Raw genomic sequence first — 15589 nt, forward strand, 5'->3', positions numbered from 1 at the left:
CGGGGATATTTGCGCACAGAAGATCATCAGCGCGGTGCTAATTCGGTGCCGGGGGCGGCGGCGTTGTGCAGGATGGTGGTCAGGTAATCGGCGGTTGACCGAAACCCGATCACGCGCCAGCCGTCCGGGATGCGCCAGAACGCGGCGGCGGTTTGCGCCAGACGGCTGCGGCGCAGGGTTCCGGGCGTGGTGCGGGCAATGTCCACGGGGGCCAGTTTTGTGATCACATCATCGGTGTGCGGGCCGGTGATGTCGATGATCACGCGCGCATCCGACATATCCACGACCAGCCCCGGTTCCCCGGTCAGCGCCTGTTCCAGCAGAATGAGGGCGTCGGCCACCTGATCCACCGGCAGCATCAGCAGCAATTCATCGGGGGCCATCCAGCCCAAAGATCGTTTGCCGTCGGTGGTGATTTGCGTGGCGTCGGGGATGGGCAGGCCCACCGATTCCGCCAAAGCTTCGCCCATGCGCGGCAGGTCGGCGCGGATCGTGACCATGCCCAACCCGGTGATGCGCGTGATCTGCGCCAGTTTATCCATTCAGACGGTCCCCCTGTGGGTCGTAAAACACCGGATCGACAATCTGCGCCCGGATCACATCGCCCGAGGGCAGCGGAAACTCCAGCATCTGCCCCATCCGCTGCGGCCCATGCGCGACCAGCCCCAGTGCAATCGGCCGGTCCAGCGTCGGCGAATAATAGGTCGAGGTCACGCGCCCTTCGGTCAGCCGCTGGCCGTTGGCGTTTTTCCCCGGACGCACGGCATAGGCCCCGTCGGGCAGCAGCTGATCGCTGGCCAGCCCGACCAGTTGCCACCGATCCCCCGCCCGCATATGCAGCCGCGCCTGCGCGCGTTTGCCGATATAGTCGGGCTTTTTGCGCGAAATGGCCCAGTTCAGGCCCAGATCCTGCGGAATAACGGTGCCGTCGGTTTCATCGCCGATCATGATGAACCCTTTTTCGGCGCGCATGATATGCATCGCCTCGGTCCCATAGGGGGTCAGGCCCAGATCGCGGCCCGCGTCATGCAGCGCCTGCCATAATTCCAGCCCGCGCCCCGCTGGCACCGCGATTTCAAAGGCCAGTTCGCCGGAAAAGCTGATCCGATAGAGGCGCGCGGGAATCCCGGCAAGCTCCGCCGTTCCCCACGCCATTTGCGCCAGTTCCGGCAGATCGCCCAGACGCGCCAGCAATTCGCGCGATTTTGGCCCCGCCACGGCGATTTGCGCGAATTGTTCGGTGACATTGGCGGTAAAGACGCGCCAATCCCACCATTCGGTTTGCAGCCAATCTTCCAGATGGGCGTGGATGCGGTCGGCGCCGCCGGTGGTGGTGTGGCACAGCCATGTGTCGTCCGACAGCCGCGCAACCACGCCGTCATCCATCAGAAAGCCGTTATCGTTGCACATCAGCCCGTAACGGCATTTCCCGACCGGCAGCGTGGACATCACCCCGGTATAGACCATGTCCAACAGCCGCCCCGCATCCGGCCCGCGCACAATGATCTTGCCCAAGGTCGAGGCATCCAGCATCCCCACACCGCCGCGCACCGCCCGGATTTCGCGCATCACGGCGTCGTGGCGGGACTCGCCCCCTTGCGGGTAACAGAATGGTCGCCGCCACAGCCCGACGGGTTCCCACGCCGCGCCGCGCGATGCGTGCCAGCCATCCATCGGCGTTTTGCGCAGGGGTTGAAAGGCATCGCCCCGTGCCTCGGCCGCGATGGTGCCAAGGGTCAGCGGCGTATAGGGCGGGCGAAAGGTCGTGGTGCCGGTCGCCGGGATCGGCTGGTCCAAGGCGCGCGACAGAACTGCAAGGCCGTTGATATTGCTGACCTTACCCTGATCGGTGGCCATGCCCAGCGTGGTATAACGCTTGGTGTGTTCGACGCTGGCGTAACCTTCGCGCGCGGCCAGTTCGACATCGGTCATTTTCACATCGTTCTGGAAATCCAGCCAGATTTTCGACCGCAGGGCATAGGGGGCCTGCGCGGGCATGACCCAGACGGGCAGGATGGGGGCTTCGGCCGCGCCGCCACAGGTCAGATCGCCATTCGCGGCCCCGGTGGCCGAGACATTCGGGCGGCCATCCGCGCCGATGGGGGCGTGGTCGGGGTCGGGGCGGAACAGGGCCTGCGCGTCATCCCAGATCAGCTTGCCGCCGCAATGGCTGAACAGATGCACCACCGGCGACCAGCCGCCCGACATGGCCACAACATCGCATTCCAGATGCCCGGTCGCGGTGCCGTCGCCCATCGGGTCGCAGAGGGTGACGCCCGTCACATGCCGCGCGCCATGGACGCGGGCGATGCCGGTGCCGGGATGAACCGTGATCCCGGCGGCGCGGCTCTGGTCGGGCATCGCGCCGGTGGGGTTCGGGCGCGCGTCCAGAACGGTGACGTTCAGCCCCGCGTCATGGGCGATCAGCGCCGTGCGATAGGCGTCGTCGTTATTTGTGATCACAATGATGCGTTGCCCCGGCGCGACGCCGTAATCGGCGATAAAATCGCGCACGGCACTGGCCAGCATCACCCCCGGCAGGTCATTGCCGGCAAAGGGCAGGGGGCGCTCTAACGCGCCCGTCGCGGTGATGATCTGCCCCGCCCGGATGCGCCACAGGCGTTGACGGGGCAGGCCCGCGTCCGGGTCGTGATCGGCCAGGTTTTCGCGCGCGATCAGATAGCCGTGATCGTAAACGCCGGTCGCCATGGTGTTGCGGCGCAGGGTGACGTTGGGGTTGCCGCGCAGTTGCGCCAGCAGGGCGTCGATCTGGGCCGCTCCGTCTGGGTGGTCGGTTGGGGTGCGGCCGCCCCACTGCGGGGACTGTTCCAGCACGATCACGCGGCCATGGCTGGCGGCCTCAACCGCCGCGCGCAGGCCCGCGATGCCGCCGCCCACCACCACCGTATCGGCAAAGGCATAAGCCTGTTCGTAACGGTCCGGGTCCGCCTGCGTCGGCGCGCGGCCCAGACCGGCGCTGTGGCGGATGATGGGTTCAAACAGATGTTTCCAGAACGGGCGCGGATGGATAAAGGTTTTGTAATAAAACCCCGCCGGCAGCAGCGGCGCCAGCCAGCCATTCACCGCGCCAATATCAGCATCCAGCGACGGCCAGCAATTCTGGCTGCGCGCGATCATGCCATGCGTCAGGGCCGTGGTGGTGGCGCGTTGATTGGGTTCAAACCGGCCCGCCTGGCCCAGACCGAACAGGGCGTTCGGTTCTTCGGCCCCCGACGCGATCGGGCCGCGCGGGCGGTGATATTTGAACGACCGCCCCATCAGCATCTGCCCATTTGCGAGCAGCGCCGAGGCCAGCGTGTCGCCCAAAAGCCCCCGCAGATGCCGCCCGTCGAACCGGAACGGAACCTGCCAGGCGCGGTCGATCAGGCGGCCTCCGTGAGCCAGCCGAAAGGGGGGCGTGTGCGTCATGCGTCACCTGTCGCAAAGGGGTTTTGCCAATCGGGGCGCGCGGTCTGGATCGCGGTGATCAGATCGGCGGGCGGCTGGCTGGTCTGCGCGGGATAGGTGCCAAACACCTGCAACGTCACCGTGCAGCGCGCCGCGATGAACCATTTCCCGCAGCCAAAGGCGTGACGCCAGCGTTCGAAATGCACGCCTCGTGGATTTTGGCGCGCAAACAGATAGGATTCGAAATCCGCATCCGAGCTGGCGGGGCCTTGGCGCGCGATATGGGCCTGACCGCCCGCCGTCAGTTCGGTTTCATCCGCAATCACCCCGCAACAGGGGCAGGTCAGCGTCAGCATGGGGCATCCTTCTGTGGTTGGGGGAAATGGCGCGGCGCGGCGGGGCGCGCCCGGTCAGGCCGAGGCCCAGAAACGCAAAGGCCGGGGGCTGACTGCCCCCGGACCCCCGTGGATATTTTCACACAGAAGATAAGCCGCGCGTCAGTTTGACGGTGCGGGTGCCGGTTCTGCCGCAGGTGCGGTTTCAACGGTGACTGCCGGGGCTGCCGGTGCGGGCGTGTTGGTTTCGACCGTGACATTGGTGCCGCCGGTGGCCGGAGCGCTGCCGGTTTGGGTGGTCGTGCCGCCCGACATAAAGAAGAACAGCGCTGCGACGACAACAACGATCGCGCCGACGATGAAATAGAGGCCATTGTGACTACGTTCAGCCATGGGATTGCCTTTCGGTGTAAACTGGTCTGGCCTAACAATTCGCAATCGGGCAGGTTGGTTCCCGCGTCGTGATGCGGCGGGAAAACGATTTCGTGATCGGGGCGCGGCATCGGGATCAATGCGCCACCCCTGCGGCCACGCTTTCGTCGATGAAACGCCCCTGACGGAACCGGTCCAGCCCAAAGGCCGCCGCCAGAGGGCCGGGGCGGTCATGCGCGATCAGATCGGCCATAGCCCAGCCCGACCCCGGGATCGCCTTGAACCCGCCGGTCCCCCAGCCGCAATTGACGAACACCCCGCCCACCGGCGTTTGCGACAGGATGGGCGACCGGTCGCCGGTCATATCCACGATCCCGCCCCATTGGCGCAGCATTTTCAGCCGCGACAGCATGGGAAAGGTCTCGATCAGGGCGCGCACGGTTTCTTCGATATGGTGCCAGCTGCCGCGTTGGGTAAAGTTGTTAAAGCTGTCGGTGCCGCCGCCGATGACCATTTCGCCTTTGTCCGATTGCGACAGATAGCCGTGAACGGTGTTGGCCATCACCACTACATCCAGACAGGGCTTGATCGGTTCGCTGACCATGGCCTGCAACGCCACGCTTTCGATGGGCAGGCGGAACCCGGCCATATCGGCCAGTTGTGTTGAATGGCCCGCCACCACAAGCGCCAGTTTGTCGCAGCCGATCCGCCCGCGTGTGGTGGTGACGCCGCGCACCTGTCCGCCCGTCGTATCAATCCCCGTCACCGCGCAATTCTGGATGATGTGCATCCCCATATCGCTGCACGCCCGGGCATAGCCCCACGCGACCGCATCATGGCGCGCGGTGCCTCCGCGTGGTTGATAGAGGCCGCCCAGAACCGGATAACGCGGCCCGCCGATATTGATGATCGGAGCCAGTTCCCGCACCCGCGCGGCATCGACCCATTCGGTCGCCACGCCTTGCAGATAATTGGCGTGGACCGTGCGTTTGTATCCGCGCGCCTCGTGTTCGGTTTGCGCCAGCATCAACAGCCCGCGCGGGCTGAACATCACGTTGTAATTCAGATCCTGCGACAGGGTTTCATACAGTTTTAACGACTTGTCATAGATCGCGGCGGATGGATCTTGCAGGTAATTGCTGCGGATGATGGTCGTGTTGCGCCCGGTATTGCCGCCGCCCAGCCAGCCCTTTTCCAGCACGGCGACATTGGTCATGCCGTGGTTTTTCCCCAGATAATAGGCCGTGGCCAGACCATGCCCGCCCGCGCCGACCACGATCACCTGATACCGGTCGCGCGGTTCGGGATTGGCCCAGGCGCGGGGCCAGCCTTGATGGTGGCGCAGGGCCTGACGGGCAAGCGCAAAGACAGAATAGCGGGACATCGGTTAACCTTTGTCAGAATCGCGGGCAGGATGGCGCGGAACCGGTGCGGGCTCAAGCCCCCGGTTGGGGCGCATGGTGCGACACCGGGCCGCTTTCCCCGGACGCGCGGACGGGTTACAGGGGTGGGGAACGGAGGTTCTTTATGTTCTGGATCATCAGCGCGGTTCTGACCGCGGTTATCGCCCTGTCCATTCTGGCACCCATCTGGGCGCGTCGCCGCGCGGGCGGTGTCAGCGAACCGGCGGCGGCCTTTGACCTGCGCGTCTATCGTGACCAACTGCGCGAGGTGGACCGCGATCTGGAACGCGGCGTGATCCAGTCTGAAGATGCGGGCCGTCTGCGCGCCGAAATCGGGCGCAAGGTGTTGGATGCCGACCGGCGCATGGCGCAGGGCGGGGCGGCCATGACCGGGCGCGGCGTGGTGGCGGCGGCGGTGATTGTCGCCGCGCTGATGGCGGGTGCCGTGGCGCTGTATCTGCGCGAAGGTGCGCCGGGTGCGCCGGATTTGCCGCTGTCGGAACGGTTTGCGGCGGCGCAGCGGGCCTATGATTCGCGTCCCTCTCAGGCGCAGGCGGAACGGGCGACACCGGCCCCCGCGCCGGTGCCGGAGGATCAGCTGGACCCGCAATTTGTGGCGCTGCTGGACCAGTTGCGGCAGGCGGTTGCGAATAACCCCACCGACCCGCGCGGGTTGGAATTGCTGGCGCTGCATGAAATGCGGGTCGGGCGGATTGCGGCGGCGCGCGATGCGCAGGCGCGGCTGGTTGATCTGCGCGGCGATCAGGCGACGGGCGATGATCTGATCGGGCTGGCCTCGCTGATGATCGAACTGGCGGGCGGAATCGTGACGCCGGAATCGGAATCGGTCGTGACGCGCGCCCTGCATGTCGATCCCGGCAATGCCCAAGGCATGTTCCTGATCGGCATGATGCAGATTCAAAATGGCCGCCCCGACCGCGCCTTTCCGATCTGGCGCGCGCTGATCGAGGCTGGCCCGCCCGACGCGCCGTGGAATCAGCGCGTGGCCTTGGTCATTCAGGACCTGGCGTGGCTGGCGGGTGAACCGAATTATCTGCCGCCCGACAGCGTGTCGTTGCCCGGCCCGGATGCGGCGGCCATGGCGGCGGCGCAGGATATGGCGCCGGGCGATCAGGCCGCGATGATTGAGGGCATGGTCAGCGGTCTGGAAACGCGACTGGCGACCGAAGGCGGTTCCCCCGACGAATGGGCGCGGCTGATCAACGCGCTGATGGTGCTGGGCGACACGGACCGCGCCCGCGTGATCTGGGCCGAGGCGCGCGAGACCTTTTCCGCCTCCCCCGATGCGCTGGCCGTGATCAATGCGGCGGCGGCAAATGCGGGGCTGACCGAATGATCTGCGAGGATATGGCCGATTTCGCCGCCGCGCTGCCGTCATTCGGCGCGGTCGCAGGGCTGGATCTGGGGACGAAAACCATCGGCGTGGCGGTCAGCGACGGGATGCGTCAGGTGGCGTCCCCGATTAAGGTCATCCGCCGCCAGAAATTCACGCTGGACGCCGCCGATCTGCTGGCTGTGGCCGCCGATCGCGGACTGGTCGGGCTGATCTTGGGCCTGCCGCGCAATATGGACGGGACCGAAGGCCCACGCGCCCAATCCACCCGCGCCTTTGCCCGCAATCTGGAACGGTTAACGCCGCTGCCCATCGGGTTCTGGGATGAACGCTTGTCCACCGTCGCCGCCGAACGCGCCTTGCTCGAGGCCGACACATCCCGCCGCCGCCGGGCCGAGGTGATCGACCAGGTCGCCGCCGGTTACATCCTGCAAGGCGCATTGGACCGCCTGCGGTTTCTGGCCCAGTAACCCAGCCGCAGGCGCGCGACACTCATTATCTTCTGTGCCCAAATATCCCCGCCGGAGGCATCCGCACCCTCAACCCGCGCCGCCCTCACGGACCCAGAACGGAACCCGCCACGCCCCCTTGCGTTGATCCGTCAATTGCGAAACTGTGAACGCAAACAGGAACCCGTGACCGAAAGGAACCGACCATGACCTTTACCCTTGCTGATCTGCCCTATTCGCATGACGCCCTGACCGAAGGTGGCATGTCGCGCGAAACGCTGGAATATCACCACGACAAACACCATAAGGCGTATGTTGATAAGCTGAACGAACTGGTTGCCGGCACCGAATGGGAAGGCAAATCGCTGGAAGACATCGTGATCGGCACCTATCAAAAGGGCGCGGTTGCCCAAAGCGGGTTGTTCAACAATGCCAGCCAGCATTGGAATCACGCGCAGTTCTGGGAAATGATGGGGCCGAATCCCGGCGCGATGCCGTCGGAATTGGAAAACTGCATCAAAGATTGCTTTGGCTCGGTCGATGATTTCAAAAAGAAATTTGTCGAAGGCGGCGTCGGCCAATTCGGCTCGGGCTGGGTCTGGCTGGTCCAGAACGCGGACGGCACGATGGAGGTGACTAAAACCGAAAATGGCGTGAACCCGCTGTGCTTTGGGCAAAAGGCTCTGTTGGGCTGCGATGTGTGGGAACATTCCTATTACATCGACTTCCGCAATGCGCGCCCGAAATATCTGGAAAACTTCCTGGACAAATTGGTGAACTGGGAAAACGTCGCGTCGCGCATGTAATGCGGACGCAATGCTGACCCGGCGCAATCTTTTGCGTGGCCTGCTGGGGGGAACCTTGGCAGGCTTTTCCGTGGCGGGATATGGCTTCGGGATTGAACCGGCGCTGCGCCTGCGGGTGCAGGAATGGCACATCACACGCGACGACTGGACCGCGCCGCCGCTGCGGATCGCGGCGATTGCCGATCTGCATGTGGGCGAACCGCATGTCGGACTGGGCCGCGTGCGTCAGGTGGTGCGGCGCGCCAATGATCTGGACGCGGATCTGATCGTGCTGCTGGGCGATTACGCGGCGGGGCATCGGTTCGTCACGCGCCCGGTGTCGATGGATGACGTGGCGCCGGTGCTTGGGGAATTACGCGCGCCGCTGGGCGTGTTTGCGATTCTGGGCAATCATGACTGGTGGGATGACCCCGTGGCGCAGCGGGGGGATGGGCCGAACCTCTATGCCACGGCCTTGGAACATGCGGGCATCCCGGTGCTGTCGAACCGCGCCATCCGCCTGCCGGATTTCTGGCTGGCGGGGGTCGAAGATCAACTGGCCATCCGCGCCCCCGGCGGCGGCTGGCGGGGCTTGGACGATCTGGACGGCACGCTGGCGCAGATCACCGATGACGCGCCGGTCGTGCTGCTGGCGCATGAACCCGACATCTTCGCCCGCGTTCCCGACCGGGTGGCGCTGCAATTATCGGGCCATACCCATGGCGGGCAGGTGCGGCTGTTTGGCCATTCGCCGGTGGTGCCGTCGCGTTATGGCAACCGCTACGCCTATGGCCATATCCGCGAAAACGGGCGTGATCTGGTGGTCTCGGGCGGGATCGGCATGTCGATCATGCCCCTGCGGTTCGGCGTGCCACCCGAAATCACGCTGGTTCAGATCAGCGGGCCGCGCGGCTTGTCCTTGGCAAACCCGCCCGCGACCGTATAAGACAAAGACAGAATAAACAGCGGAACGACCTGATGGCCAACCAGAACGACAGCTTTATCGACGAAGTCACCGACGAATTGCGGCGCGACCGGTTGTATCAGACGTTTCGCCGCTGGGGCTGGGTCGGTGCCGTGGTGATTCTGGGGATTGTCGGCGGCGCGTCGTGGCGCGAATACAGCCGCGCGCAGGATCGCGCGGCGGCGCAGGCCTGGGGTGACGCGGTCATTCAGGCCGAAAACGCCAATGATCCCGGCCAGTTGCTTGAAGTCCCGCATCGCGGATCATCGGCGCGTCAGGCTTTGGCTGGGTTGCTGGCGGCGGGCGAATGGACGGCGGCGGGCGATGACGCGGCGGCGGTTGCGGCGCTGCGCGGCGTGACGGACAGCGCCCCGGCGGACAGCGTTCTGGGCGATCTGGCGCTGCTGAAGCTGGTCATGACGCAGGGCGCGGCCATGGACCCGTCCACCCGAGACATGACGCTGACGCAGTTGTCACGGCCCGGCGCGCCGTTCGAATTGCTGGCACTGGAACAAAAGGCCGTTGCCTTGATCGAGGCCGACCGCCCCGCCGATGCCGAAACCCTGATCCGACAGATTCAGCAAAAAGACGGGCTGACCGCGAATATGCGTGGCCGTCTGGCTGATATGTTGACCGCCATCGGCGCGCGCCCGCAGCCGGGTGACGCGGCCCCCGCCAACTAAGCCATAAGGATGCCCCGGATGACCGTCACGCTGCGATTTGGCCTTTTGCTGGCCGCGACCCTTGGCCTGACCGCCTGCGGGGATCGTGAAATCATTTTGCCGGGCGAACGGCTGGACCCGATGGCTGTGGCGTCCCCCGATGGGCCTGCGGTCGAACGTCCGGGCGTGTCGTCCACCACGCTGTCGCTGGCGGCGGCGGTGACCAATGGCGAATGGTCGCATCGCGCGGGAAATGCGGCGCATCAGCCGGGCCATGTCGCCATGGGCGCCGGCACCGCCCTGATTTGGTCCGCGCCGATTGGTCAGGGCGACGCGCTGCGCCACCGGATCACCGCCGATCCCATCGTGGCGGCGGGGCGCGTGTTCACGCTGGACAGTCGCGCGCGGGTGACGGCCACGGCGCTGAATGGCGGCACGGCATGGGCCACCGACATCACCCCGCCGGGCGAACGCGCCGACAGCGCATCGGGCGGCGGCGTGGCCTATGACGCGGGCCGCGTTTTTGCCACCACGGGCCACGGCCAACTGGTCGCACTGGACGCCGCCACCGGGGGCATCATCTGGCGGCAACGTCTGGACGCGCCGATCAGCGGCACTCCGGCGGTGCGTAACGGCGTGGTCTATGTCGTGGCGCGTAATGACACGGCTTGGGCCGTGCGCGCCAGCGATGGCCGCGTGATGTGGCAGATCGGCGGCACGAAATCCGGGTCGGGCGTCATGGGCGCATCATCCCCCGCCATCAGCGGCAACGCCGTGATTCTGCCGTTTTCGTCGGGCGAGGTGCAGGCCGTGGACCGCGCTACCGGCGTCACGAACTGGACTGCGCAGATCGGCGGGTCGCGTGTGGGCCGTGCGATCGCCTATATCCGCGATGTGACGGGCGATCCCGTTGTGGCGGGCGGGCGCGTCTATGCCGGGACGTCATCGGGGCGGATCGCGGCCTTTGATCTGGCGACCGGGATTCAGGACTGGTCGGCGCGCGACGGCGCGAACAGCCCGGTTGTGGTCGCGGGCGGGTCGGTCTTTGCCATCAATGATCAGGCCGAACTGGTCCGTCTGGATGCGGCGACGGGTGGGGTGATCTGGCGTGTGGCCATGCCCTATTACACCACCGATCGGCCGCGTCGTCAGGACCGCATCCATGCCCATTACGGCCCCGTTCTGGCCGGAGGGCGGTTATTCGTGGCCAGCAGCGACGGCGTGTTGCGCGTGTTTGACCCGCGCGGCGGTGCCTTGGTCGGGCAGGCCCTCATTCCCGGCGGCGCGGCGGCAAGCCCTGCCGTGGCCGGGCAAACCCTGTATATCGTAGGACGCAACGGTCAGTTGCACGCATATAAATGACCTTTACCCTTGCCATTGTTGGCCGCCCGAATGTGGGCAAATCCACCCTGTTCAACCGTCTGGTTGGCAAAAAGCTGGCTTTGGTCGATGACCAGCCCGGCGTCACCCGTGACCTGCGCGAAGGCGCGGGGCGTTTGGGCGATCTGCGGTTCATCGTGATCGACAGCGCCGGTCTGGAAATGGCCGAAGATGACAGCCTGCAAGGGCGGATGCGCCGCCTGACCGAACGCGCCGTGGACGAGGCCGATATCTGCCTGTTCGTCATTGACGCGCGCGTGGGTGTGACGGCGGCGGATGAATATTTTGCCGAAATCCTGCGCCGCCGCGCGGGCCATGTCATTCTGGCCGCGAATAAGGCCGAAGGCCGCGCGGGCGAAGCGGGCGCGATCGAGGCCTATGCGCTGGGTCTTGGCGAACCGATCCGCATTTCCGCCGAACATGGCGAAGGGATGGAGGATTTGTATCAGACTCTGATTCCTCTGGCCGACCAGATCGAGGCTGAACGCCCCGCCCCAATCGCCGCCGAAACCGATGTGGACCTGTCCGACCACGACGCCGAAACCGGCGAAGGGGCCGAAGATTGGCGTCCGTCTGAGGCGCGCCCCCTGCAACTGGCCGTCATCGGTCGCCCCAATGCGGGCAAATCGACGCTGATCAACAAAATCATCGGCGAGGATCGCCTGCTCACCGGACCCGAGGCTGGCATCACCCGCGACAGCATCAGCGTGACGACGACGTTCATGGATACGCCGATGCGGATTTTCGACACCGCCGGGATGCGCAAACGCGCCAAGGTCACGGATAAGGTCGAAAAGCTGTCGGTCGCCGATGGTCTGCGCGCCGTCCGCTTTGCCGAGGTGGTCGTAGTGCTGTTGGATGTCGCGATCCCGTTTGAACAACAGGATTTGCGCATCGCCGATTTCGCCGAAACCGAAGGCCGCGCGGTCGTCGTGGCGGCGAATAAATGGGATCTTGAGGACGACAAACCCGAAAAGCTGAAAGAACTGCGCGAGGCGTTTGAACGTCTGTTGCCTCAGTTGAAGGGTGCGCCGCTGGTCACCGTATCGGCCCGCACCGGCAAGGGGCTGGACCGTCTGCACAACGCCATCCTGAAGGCGCATGAGGTTTGGAACCGCCGCGTCAGCACCGCCCGCCTGAACCGCTGGCTGGAGGCGATGACCGAATCGCATCCGCCCCCCGCCCCCGGCGGGCGTCGGATCCGGCTGCGTTATATGACTCAGGTCAAAACGCGCCCGCCTGCGTTTATCGTCAAGGCCACGCATACCGACAAGCTGCCCGACAGTTATCAGCGTTACCTGATCAACGGGCTGCGGGTTGATTTCGATATGCCGGGAACGCCGATCCGTCTGACCTTTCGCGATCAGGGCGGCGACAACCCCTATCGCCATAAGGCGAATAAGATCAGCCAGTCGGGCGCGCTGTCAAAGCATAAGAATCGGCAGCGGCCTAAGGGGACGTAAGGCGCGGCTGGTGAGCGCCGGGGGCCAGCCCCCGGACCCCCGGGATATTTGGGCCAAGATGAAAGAGGGGTTAGCTGGCCGCGCGGACCAGCACCACCGACATTGCGGTGATGCCGAGGACGGCGGACAAGGCGGTTAACGGGTCGCTGCCCATCGTCGTGATCGCGATGCCGCAAAAGCCCCAGATCAGCGCGGCGGAATAGGCGATGCTGGGGCCGATCCAGACCTGCGCCGCCGCTCCGATTGCGGCGCCGGGCAGGATCGCCAAAGCGGCCACCATATACAGCGGCATATGAAACACCGCTGCCAGCAGTCCGGCGACGCTGGCGCTGAACACCGCCGCCGCCCAGCCTGCGAAAAAGGTGATGCCGGGGCGGTTGCGGTCGTGATTGTGGCGTTGTGCGCGGCGCACCGCGATCAGCGCGGCCCATGCCATCATGCCCGATCCCGCCGCCAGAAACAGCGGGCGATCCGCCGTCAGCCACGGCCACACCCCTGCAAAGATCAGCGCCATGGCCAGCACCGGCCAAGCCCAGCTTTGTTTGCGAGGGGTGGGGTTCAGCCATTGCGCCATGGTGTCCAGCAGCAGCATCCCCCAGACGGCCAGCAGCAGCGCCCACATCACCAGATTGGCGGGCGACAGATACAGTTTCGGCAGGTTTGCCGCGATGTCCAGGTCGATATGTTCGCCATTTGGGGCCAGCGGGCCGGATTGGCGCGCGCCGTCCAGCACGTGTTCCGGTTCAACCCCTGATATCAGGGCGAAGGTTGCGCCGCCGATCAGGAAAATCAACGTCGCAGCGGATTGGATATGCCTGCCGATCTGGTCCATGCTGCCCAACGCCGGATAGCGCCGGGCAGTTTCGCATTTCGGCGCAATTTATGTGCGATTAGATCAGTTGGCCGTTTGCCGACAGCGTGGTCGCTCCGCCCAGATAGCGATGCAGAACCGGGGGCAGCGTGACCGAGCCATCCGCCTGTTGTCCGTTTTCCAGAACCGCAATCAGCGTGCGCCCTACGGCCAGACCCGACCCGTTCAGCGTATGCACGAATTCGGGTTTGCCGCCATCGGCGGGGCGATAGCGCGCGTTCATGCGCCGGCCCTGAAAATCGCCGCAATAGCTGACGCTGCTGATTTCGCGGTATTTGTTTTGGCCGGGCAGCCATGCCTCGATGTCGTGGGTGATGCGCGTGCCAAAGCCCATATCGCCGGTGCACAGAACCACGGTGCGATAGGGGATGTTCAACCCCTCGAGCACCGCTTCGGCGCAGCGGGTCATGCGGGCGTGTTCGTCCAGACCGGTTTCGGCGTCGGTGATGGACACCATTTCCACCTTTTCGAACTGGTGCTGGCGCAGCATCCCCGTGGTGTCGCGCCCGGCGGAACCCGCCTCGGACCGGAAACATTGGCTGTGTGCGACCATGCGGCGGGGCAGGGTGGCGTGATCGACCAGATCGCCGTGAACGGTGTTGGTCAGGGTGACTTCGGATGTGGGGACCAGCCACCAGCCTTCGCGGGTTTGATAGCTGTCTTCACCGAATTTCGGCAATTGCCCGGTTCCCAGCATCATATCGGACAGCACCAGAACCGGCGCCCATGTTTCGGTCAGCCCGTGATCGTCGATATGCAAATCCAGCATATATTGCGCCAAGGCCCGGTGGATCCGCGCCACGCCCCCGCGCAGCAGCATGAACCGGCTGCCCGACAATTTGGCAGCGGTTTCAAAATCCATCCCCGGACGCACGCCCGCAATGTCGAAATGTTCGGCGGGTGAGAAATCCAGTTCGCGCGGGCTGCCCCAGCGGCGGATTTCCACATTGTCGTTTTCGTCGGCCCCGTCCGGCACGCGGTCCAGCGGGGTGTTCGGAATCTCCATCAGCAGGTCGCGCAGTTGGGCGTCCAGTTCGCCCGCCTTGGCCTGCATCTGGGCAACATCGGATTTTTTATCCGCGACCAAGGCGCGCAGGCGTTCAAATTCCGCGTCATCGCCGCGGGCCTTTGCGGCGCCCACGTCTTTGCTGGCGCGGTTCTGGTCGGCCTGTGCGGTTTCGGCGGCGTTAATGCAGGCGCGGCGTTCGCTGTCCAGCGACAGGATGCGCGATGACAGGCCATCCAGACCGCGCCGGGCAAGCGCCGCGTCAAAAGCCTGCGGGTTTTCACGGATTGCGCGAATGTCGTGCATGGCGTCACCTGTGTGTCAGTTGTGGTTGGCCCGTGCCTAACCCATCACCTGCGCAGGGAAAAGCCCGTTCAGGCGTCGGGCGCGCAGAACAGCTGATACATCAGCCCGACGACCTGCGCCGCGCGGGGGTCGGCCACGGAATACAGCCGTGCTTTGCCTTGGGCGCGACATTCAACCAAGCCTTCGGCGCGCAGGCGGGCCAGTTGCTGACTGACCGCCGCCTGACGCTGACCCAGCAGGTTTTCCAATTCGGTGACAGTCTTTTCGCCATTGGACAGGTGGCACAGGATCATCATGCGCCCTTCATGCGCAAGCGCTTTCATAAAGGCCGACGCTTCAGCGGCGCGGGTGGTCATCTGGTGCAGGTCGGGGCGGGTGTCTGTTGTCATCGTGGATCCTGTCGGGGCATCAGCCCTGCCTGCGCAATGACATTATTTAGCACGGGGTAAAAGTGGTTTTGGCCGACATATCCTTCGATCCGGGATAATTCTAAACCGCTTTTTAATAAAATGAAGGTGGGTGTGATCCATGGCCGCCGATCCAAGGCCAGTCCGTCGGGAAATGGCCCGTCCCGATCGACCCGAAACAGCGGCGCAATGCGACCGGCGGGGGATGCGGCGTAACCGGGGCCGATCTGCTGTTCCCATTGCGCGCAGTAATAACAGCCGCGCGATGTGACCATCATCAACTGCACCGGCTGCGCGCGCGGGTCGGTGGCCCGCGCGGTTAACGGCAGGGCAGACAGGCCAAGAATCAACGCGCGCCGGGTGATGGAAGAGTGCATGACCCCAAGATAAATGCGGCCGCCCCATCCGGCAAGATTTCGTGTGA

At 65.0% G+C, this 15589-nt stretch carries 16 protein-coding genes; 7 read left to right on the forward strand and 9 right to left on the reverse strand.

Annotated features, from left to right (window positions below):
• Nucleotides 1-26: 26 nt before the first annotated feature.
• The 5 genes from Q4G20_RS04490 to Q4G20_RS04510 form a co-directional block, all read right to left on the reverse strand.
• Nucleotides 27-542: a sarcosine oxidase subunit gamma gene (locus Q4G20_RS04490; RefSeq protein WP_303342171.1), complete on the reverse strand. Its 516-nt coding sequence runs from the start codon at nt 540-542 to the stop codon at nt 27-29.
• Nucleotides 535-3429: a 2Fe-2S iron-sulfur cluster-binding protein gene (locus tag Q4G20_RS04495; protein WP_303342172.1), complete on the reverse strand. Its 2895-nt coding sequence runs from the start codon at nt 3427-3429 to the stop codon at nt 535-537. The genes Q4G20_RS04490 and Q4G20_RS04495 overlap by 8 nt, the downstream gene beginning before the upstream one ends.
• The gene (locus Q4G20_RS04500) at nt 3426-3764 is read right to left on the reverse strand and encodes a sarcosine oxidase subunit delta (protein WP_303342173.1); all 339 of its coding nucleotides are present in this window, start codon (nt 3762-3764) and stop codon (nt 3426-3428) included. Before Q4G20_RS04500 ends, Q4G20_RS04495 begins: the two co-directional genes overlap by 4 nt.
• A gap of 141 nt (nt 3765-3905) precedes the next feature.
• On the reverse strand, nt 3906-4136 hold the full coding sequence (locus Q4G20_RS04505) for a hypothetical protein (protein WP_303342174.1): 231 nt from the start codon (nt 4134-4136) through the stop codon (nt 3906-3908).
• A 115-nt stretch (nt 4137-4251) separates the two neighbouring features.
• Nucleotides 4252-5499 carry a sarcosine oxidase subunit beta family protein gene (locus tag Q4G20_RS04510; RefSeq protein ID WP_303342175.1) on the reverse strand — a complete coding sequence of 416 codons (1248 nt, stop codon included), beginning with the start codon at nt 5497-5499 and terminating at the stop codon, nt 4252-4254.
• A gap of 143 nt (nt 5500-5642) precedes the next feature.
• Between Q4G20_RS04510 and ccmI the strand changes: the two genes are divergently transcribed.
• The 7 genes from ccmI (at nt 5643) to der (ending at nt 12575) form a co-directional block, all read left to right on the forward strand.
• Nucleotides 5643-6875, forward strand: a complete 1233-nt coding sequence (gene ccmI / locus Q4G20_RS04515; RefSeq protein ID WP_303342176.1) for a c-type cytochrome biogenesis protein CcmI — start codon at nt 5643-5645, stop codon at nt 6873-6875.
• Complete coding sequence (gene ruvX / locus Q4G20_RS04520; RefSeq protein ID WP_303342177.1) at nt 6872-7342, forward strand: Holliday junction resolvase RuvX; 471 nt, start codon at nt 6872-6874, stop codon at nt 7340-7342. The genes ccmI and ruvX overlap by 4 nt, the downstream gene beginning before the upstream one ends.
• A gap of 185 nt (nt 7343-7527) precedes the next feature.
• Nucleotides 7528-8127, forward strand: a complete 600-nt coding sequence (locus Q4G20_RS04525; protein WP_303342178.1) for a superoxide dismutase — start codon at nt 7528-7530, stop codon at nt 8125-8127.
• A 10-nt stretch (nt 8128-8137) separates the two neighbouring features.
• Complete coding sequence (locus tag Q4G20_RS04530) at nt 8138-9052, forward strand: metallophosphoesterase (protein WP_303342179.1); 915 nt, start codon at nt 8138-8140, stop codon at nt 9050-9052.
• A gap of 32 nt (nt 9053-9084) precedes the next feature.
• Complete coding sequence (locus Q4G20_RS04535) at nt 9085-9753, forward strand: tetratricopeptide repeat protein (RefSeq protein ID WP_303342180.1); 669 nt, start codon at nt 9085-9087, stop codon at nt 9751-9753.
• Nucleotides 9754-9771: 18 nt separating this feature from the next.
• Nucleotides 9772-11094, forward strand: coding sequence for a PQQ-binding-like beta-propeller repeat protein (locus Q4G20_RS04540; RefSeq protein ID WP_303342181.1), 1323 nt, complete (start codon nt 9772-9774; stop codon nt 11092-11094).
• Nucleotides 11091-12575: a ribosome biogenesis GTPase Der gene (der, locus tag Q4G20_RS04545; RefSeq protein WP_303342182.1), complete on the forward strand. Its 1485-nt coding sequence runs from the start codon at nt 11091-11093 to the stop codon at nt 12573-12575. The genes Q4G20_RS04540 and der overlap by 4 nt, the downstream gene beginning before the upstream one ends.
• Nucleotides 12576-12645: 70 nt before the next feature.
• Here der and Q4G20_RS04550 read toward each other — a convergent pair whose 3' ends face one another.
• The 4 genes from Q4G20_RS04550 to Q4G20_RS04565 all read right to left on the reverse strand — a co-directional run bounded on the left by Q4G20_RS04550 (nt 12646) and on the right by Q4G20_RS04565 (nt 15542).
• A complete protein-coding gene (locus Q4G20_RS04550; protein WP_303342183.1) occupies nt 12646-13407 on the reverse strand; it encodes a hypothetical protein in 762 nt (253 codons plus the stop codon).
• A gap of 58 nt (nt 13408-13465) precedes the next feature.
• Nucleotides 13466-14758 carry a serine--tRNA ligase gene (serS, locus tag Q4G20_RS04555; protein WP_303342184.1) on the reverse strand — a complete coding sequence of 431 codons (1293 nt, stop codon included), beginning with the start codon at nt 14756-14758 and terminating at the stop codon, nt 13466-13468.
• Between the two features lie 68 nt (nt 14759-14826).
• A complete protein-coding gene (locus Q4G20_RS04560) occupies nt 14827-15147 on the reverse strand; it encodes a helix-turn-helix transcriptional regulator (protein ID WP_303342185.1) in 321 nt (106 codons plus the stop codon).
• A complete protein-coding gene (locus tag Q4G20_RS04565; protein ID WP_303342186.1) occupies nt 15144-15542 on the reverse strand; it encodes a SoxS protein in 399 nt (132 codons plus the stop codon). Before Q4G20_RS04565 ends, Q4G20_RS04560 begins: the two co-directional genes overlap by 4 nt.
• Nucleotides 15543-15589: the final 47 nt, after the last annotated feature.

Source organism: Paracoccus sp. (in: a-proteobacteria) (assembly GCF_030538495.1).
GTDB lineage: Bacteria > Pseudomonadota > Alphaproteobacteria > Rhodobacterales > Rhodobacteraceae > Paracoccus.

Coding starts and splice junctions, on each gene's coding strand:
- der (WP_303342182.1), top strand. CDS start 11,091: ATGACCTTTACCCTTGCCATTGTTGGCCGCCCGAATGTGGGCAAATCC.
- Q4G20_RS04525 (WP_303342178.1), top strand. CDS start 7,528: ATGACCTTTACCCTTGCTGATCTGCCCTATTCGCATGACGCCCTGACC.
- Q4G20_RS04565 (WP_303342186.1), bottom strand. CDS start 15,542: ATGCACTCTTCCATCACCCGGCGCGCGTTGATTCTTGGCCTGTCTGCC.
- ruvX (WP_303342177.1), top strand. CDS start 6,872: ATGATCTGCGAGGATATGGCCGATTTCGCCGCCGCGCTGCCGTCATTC.
- Q4G20_RS04490 (WP_303342171.1), bottom strand. CDS start 542: ATGGATAAACTGGCGCAGATCACGCGCATCACCGGGTTGGGCATGGTC.
- Q4G20_RS04550 (WP_303342183.1), bottom strand. CDS start 13,407: ATGGACCAGATCGGCAGGCATATCCAATCCGCTGCGACGTTGATTTTC.
- Q4G20_RS04530 (WP_303342179.1), top strand. CDS start 8,138: ATGCTGACCCGGCGCAATCTTTTGCGTGGCCTGCTGGGGGGAACCTTG.
- Q4G20_RS04500 (WP_303342173.1), bottom strand. CDS start 3,764: ATGCTGACGCTGACCTGCCCCTGTTGCGGGGTGATTGCGGATGAAACC.
- serS (WP_303342184.1), bottom strand. CDS start 14,758: ATGCACGACATTCGCGCAATCCGTGAAAACCCGCAGGCTTTTGACGCG.
- Q4G20_RS04505 (WP_303342174.1), bottom strand. CDS start 4,136: ATGGCTGAACGTAGTCACAATGGCCTCTATTTCATCGTCGGCGCGATC.
- Q4G20_RS04495 (WP_303342172.1), bottom strand. CDS start 3,429: ATGACGCACACGCCCCCCTTTCGGCTGGCTCACGGAGGCCGCCTGATC.
- Q4G20_RS04510 (WP_303342175.1), bottom strand. CDS start 5,499: ATGTCCCGCTATTCTGTCTTTGCGCTTGCCCGTCAGGCCCTGCGCCAC.
- Q4G20_RS04560 (WP_303342185.1), bottom strand. CDS start 15,147: ATGACAACAGACACCCGCCCCGACCTGCACCAGATGACCACCCGCGCC.
- Q4G20_RS04535 (WP_303342180.1), top strand. CDS start 9,085: ATGGCCAACCAGAACGACAGCTTTATCGACGAAGTCACCGACGAATTG.
- Q4G20_RS04540 (WP_303342181.1), top strand. CDS start 9,772: ATGACCGTCACGCTGCGATTTGGCCTTTTGCTGGCCGCGACCCTTGGC.
- ccmI (WP_303342176.1), top strand. CDS start 5,643: ATGTTCTGGATCATCAGCGCGGTTCTGACCGCGGTTATCGCCCTGTCC.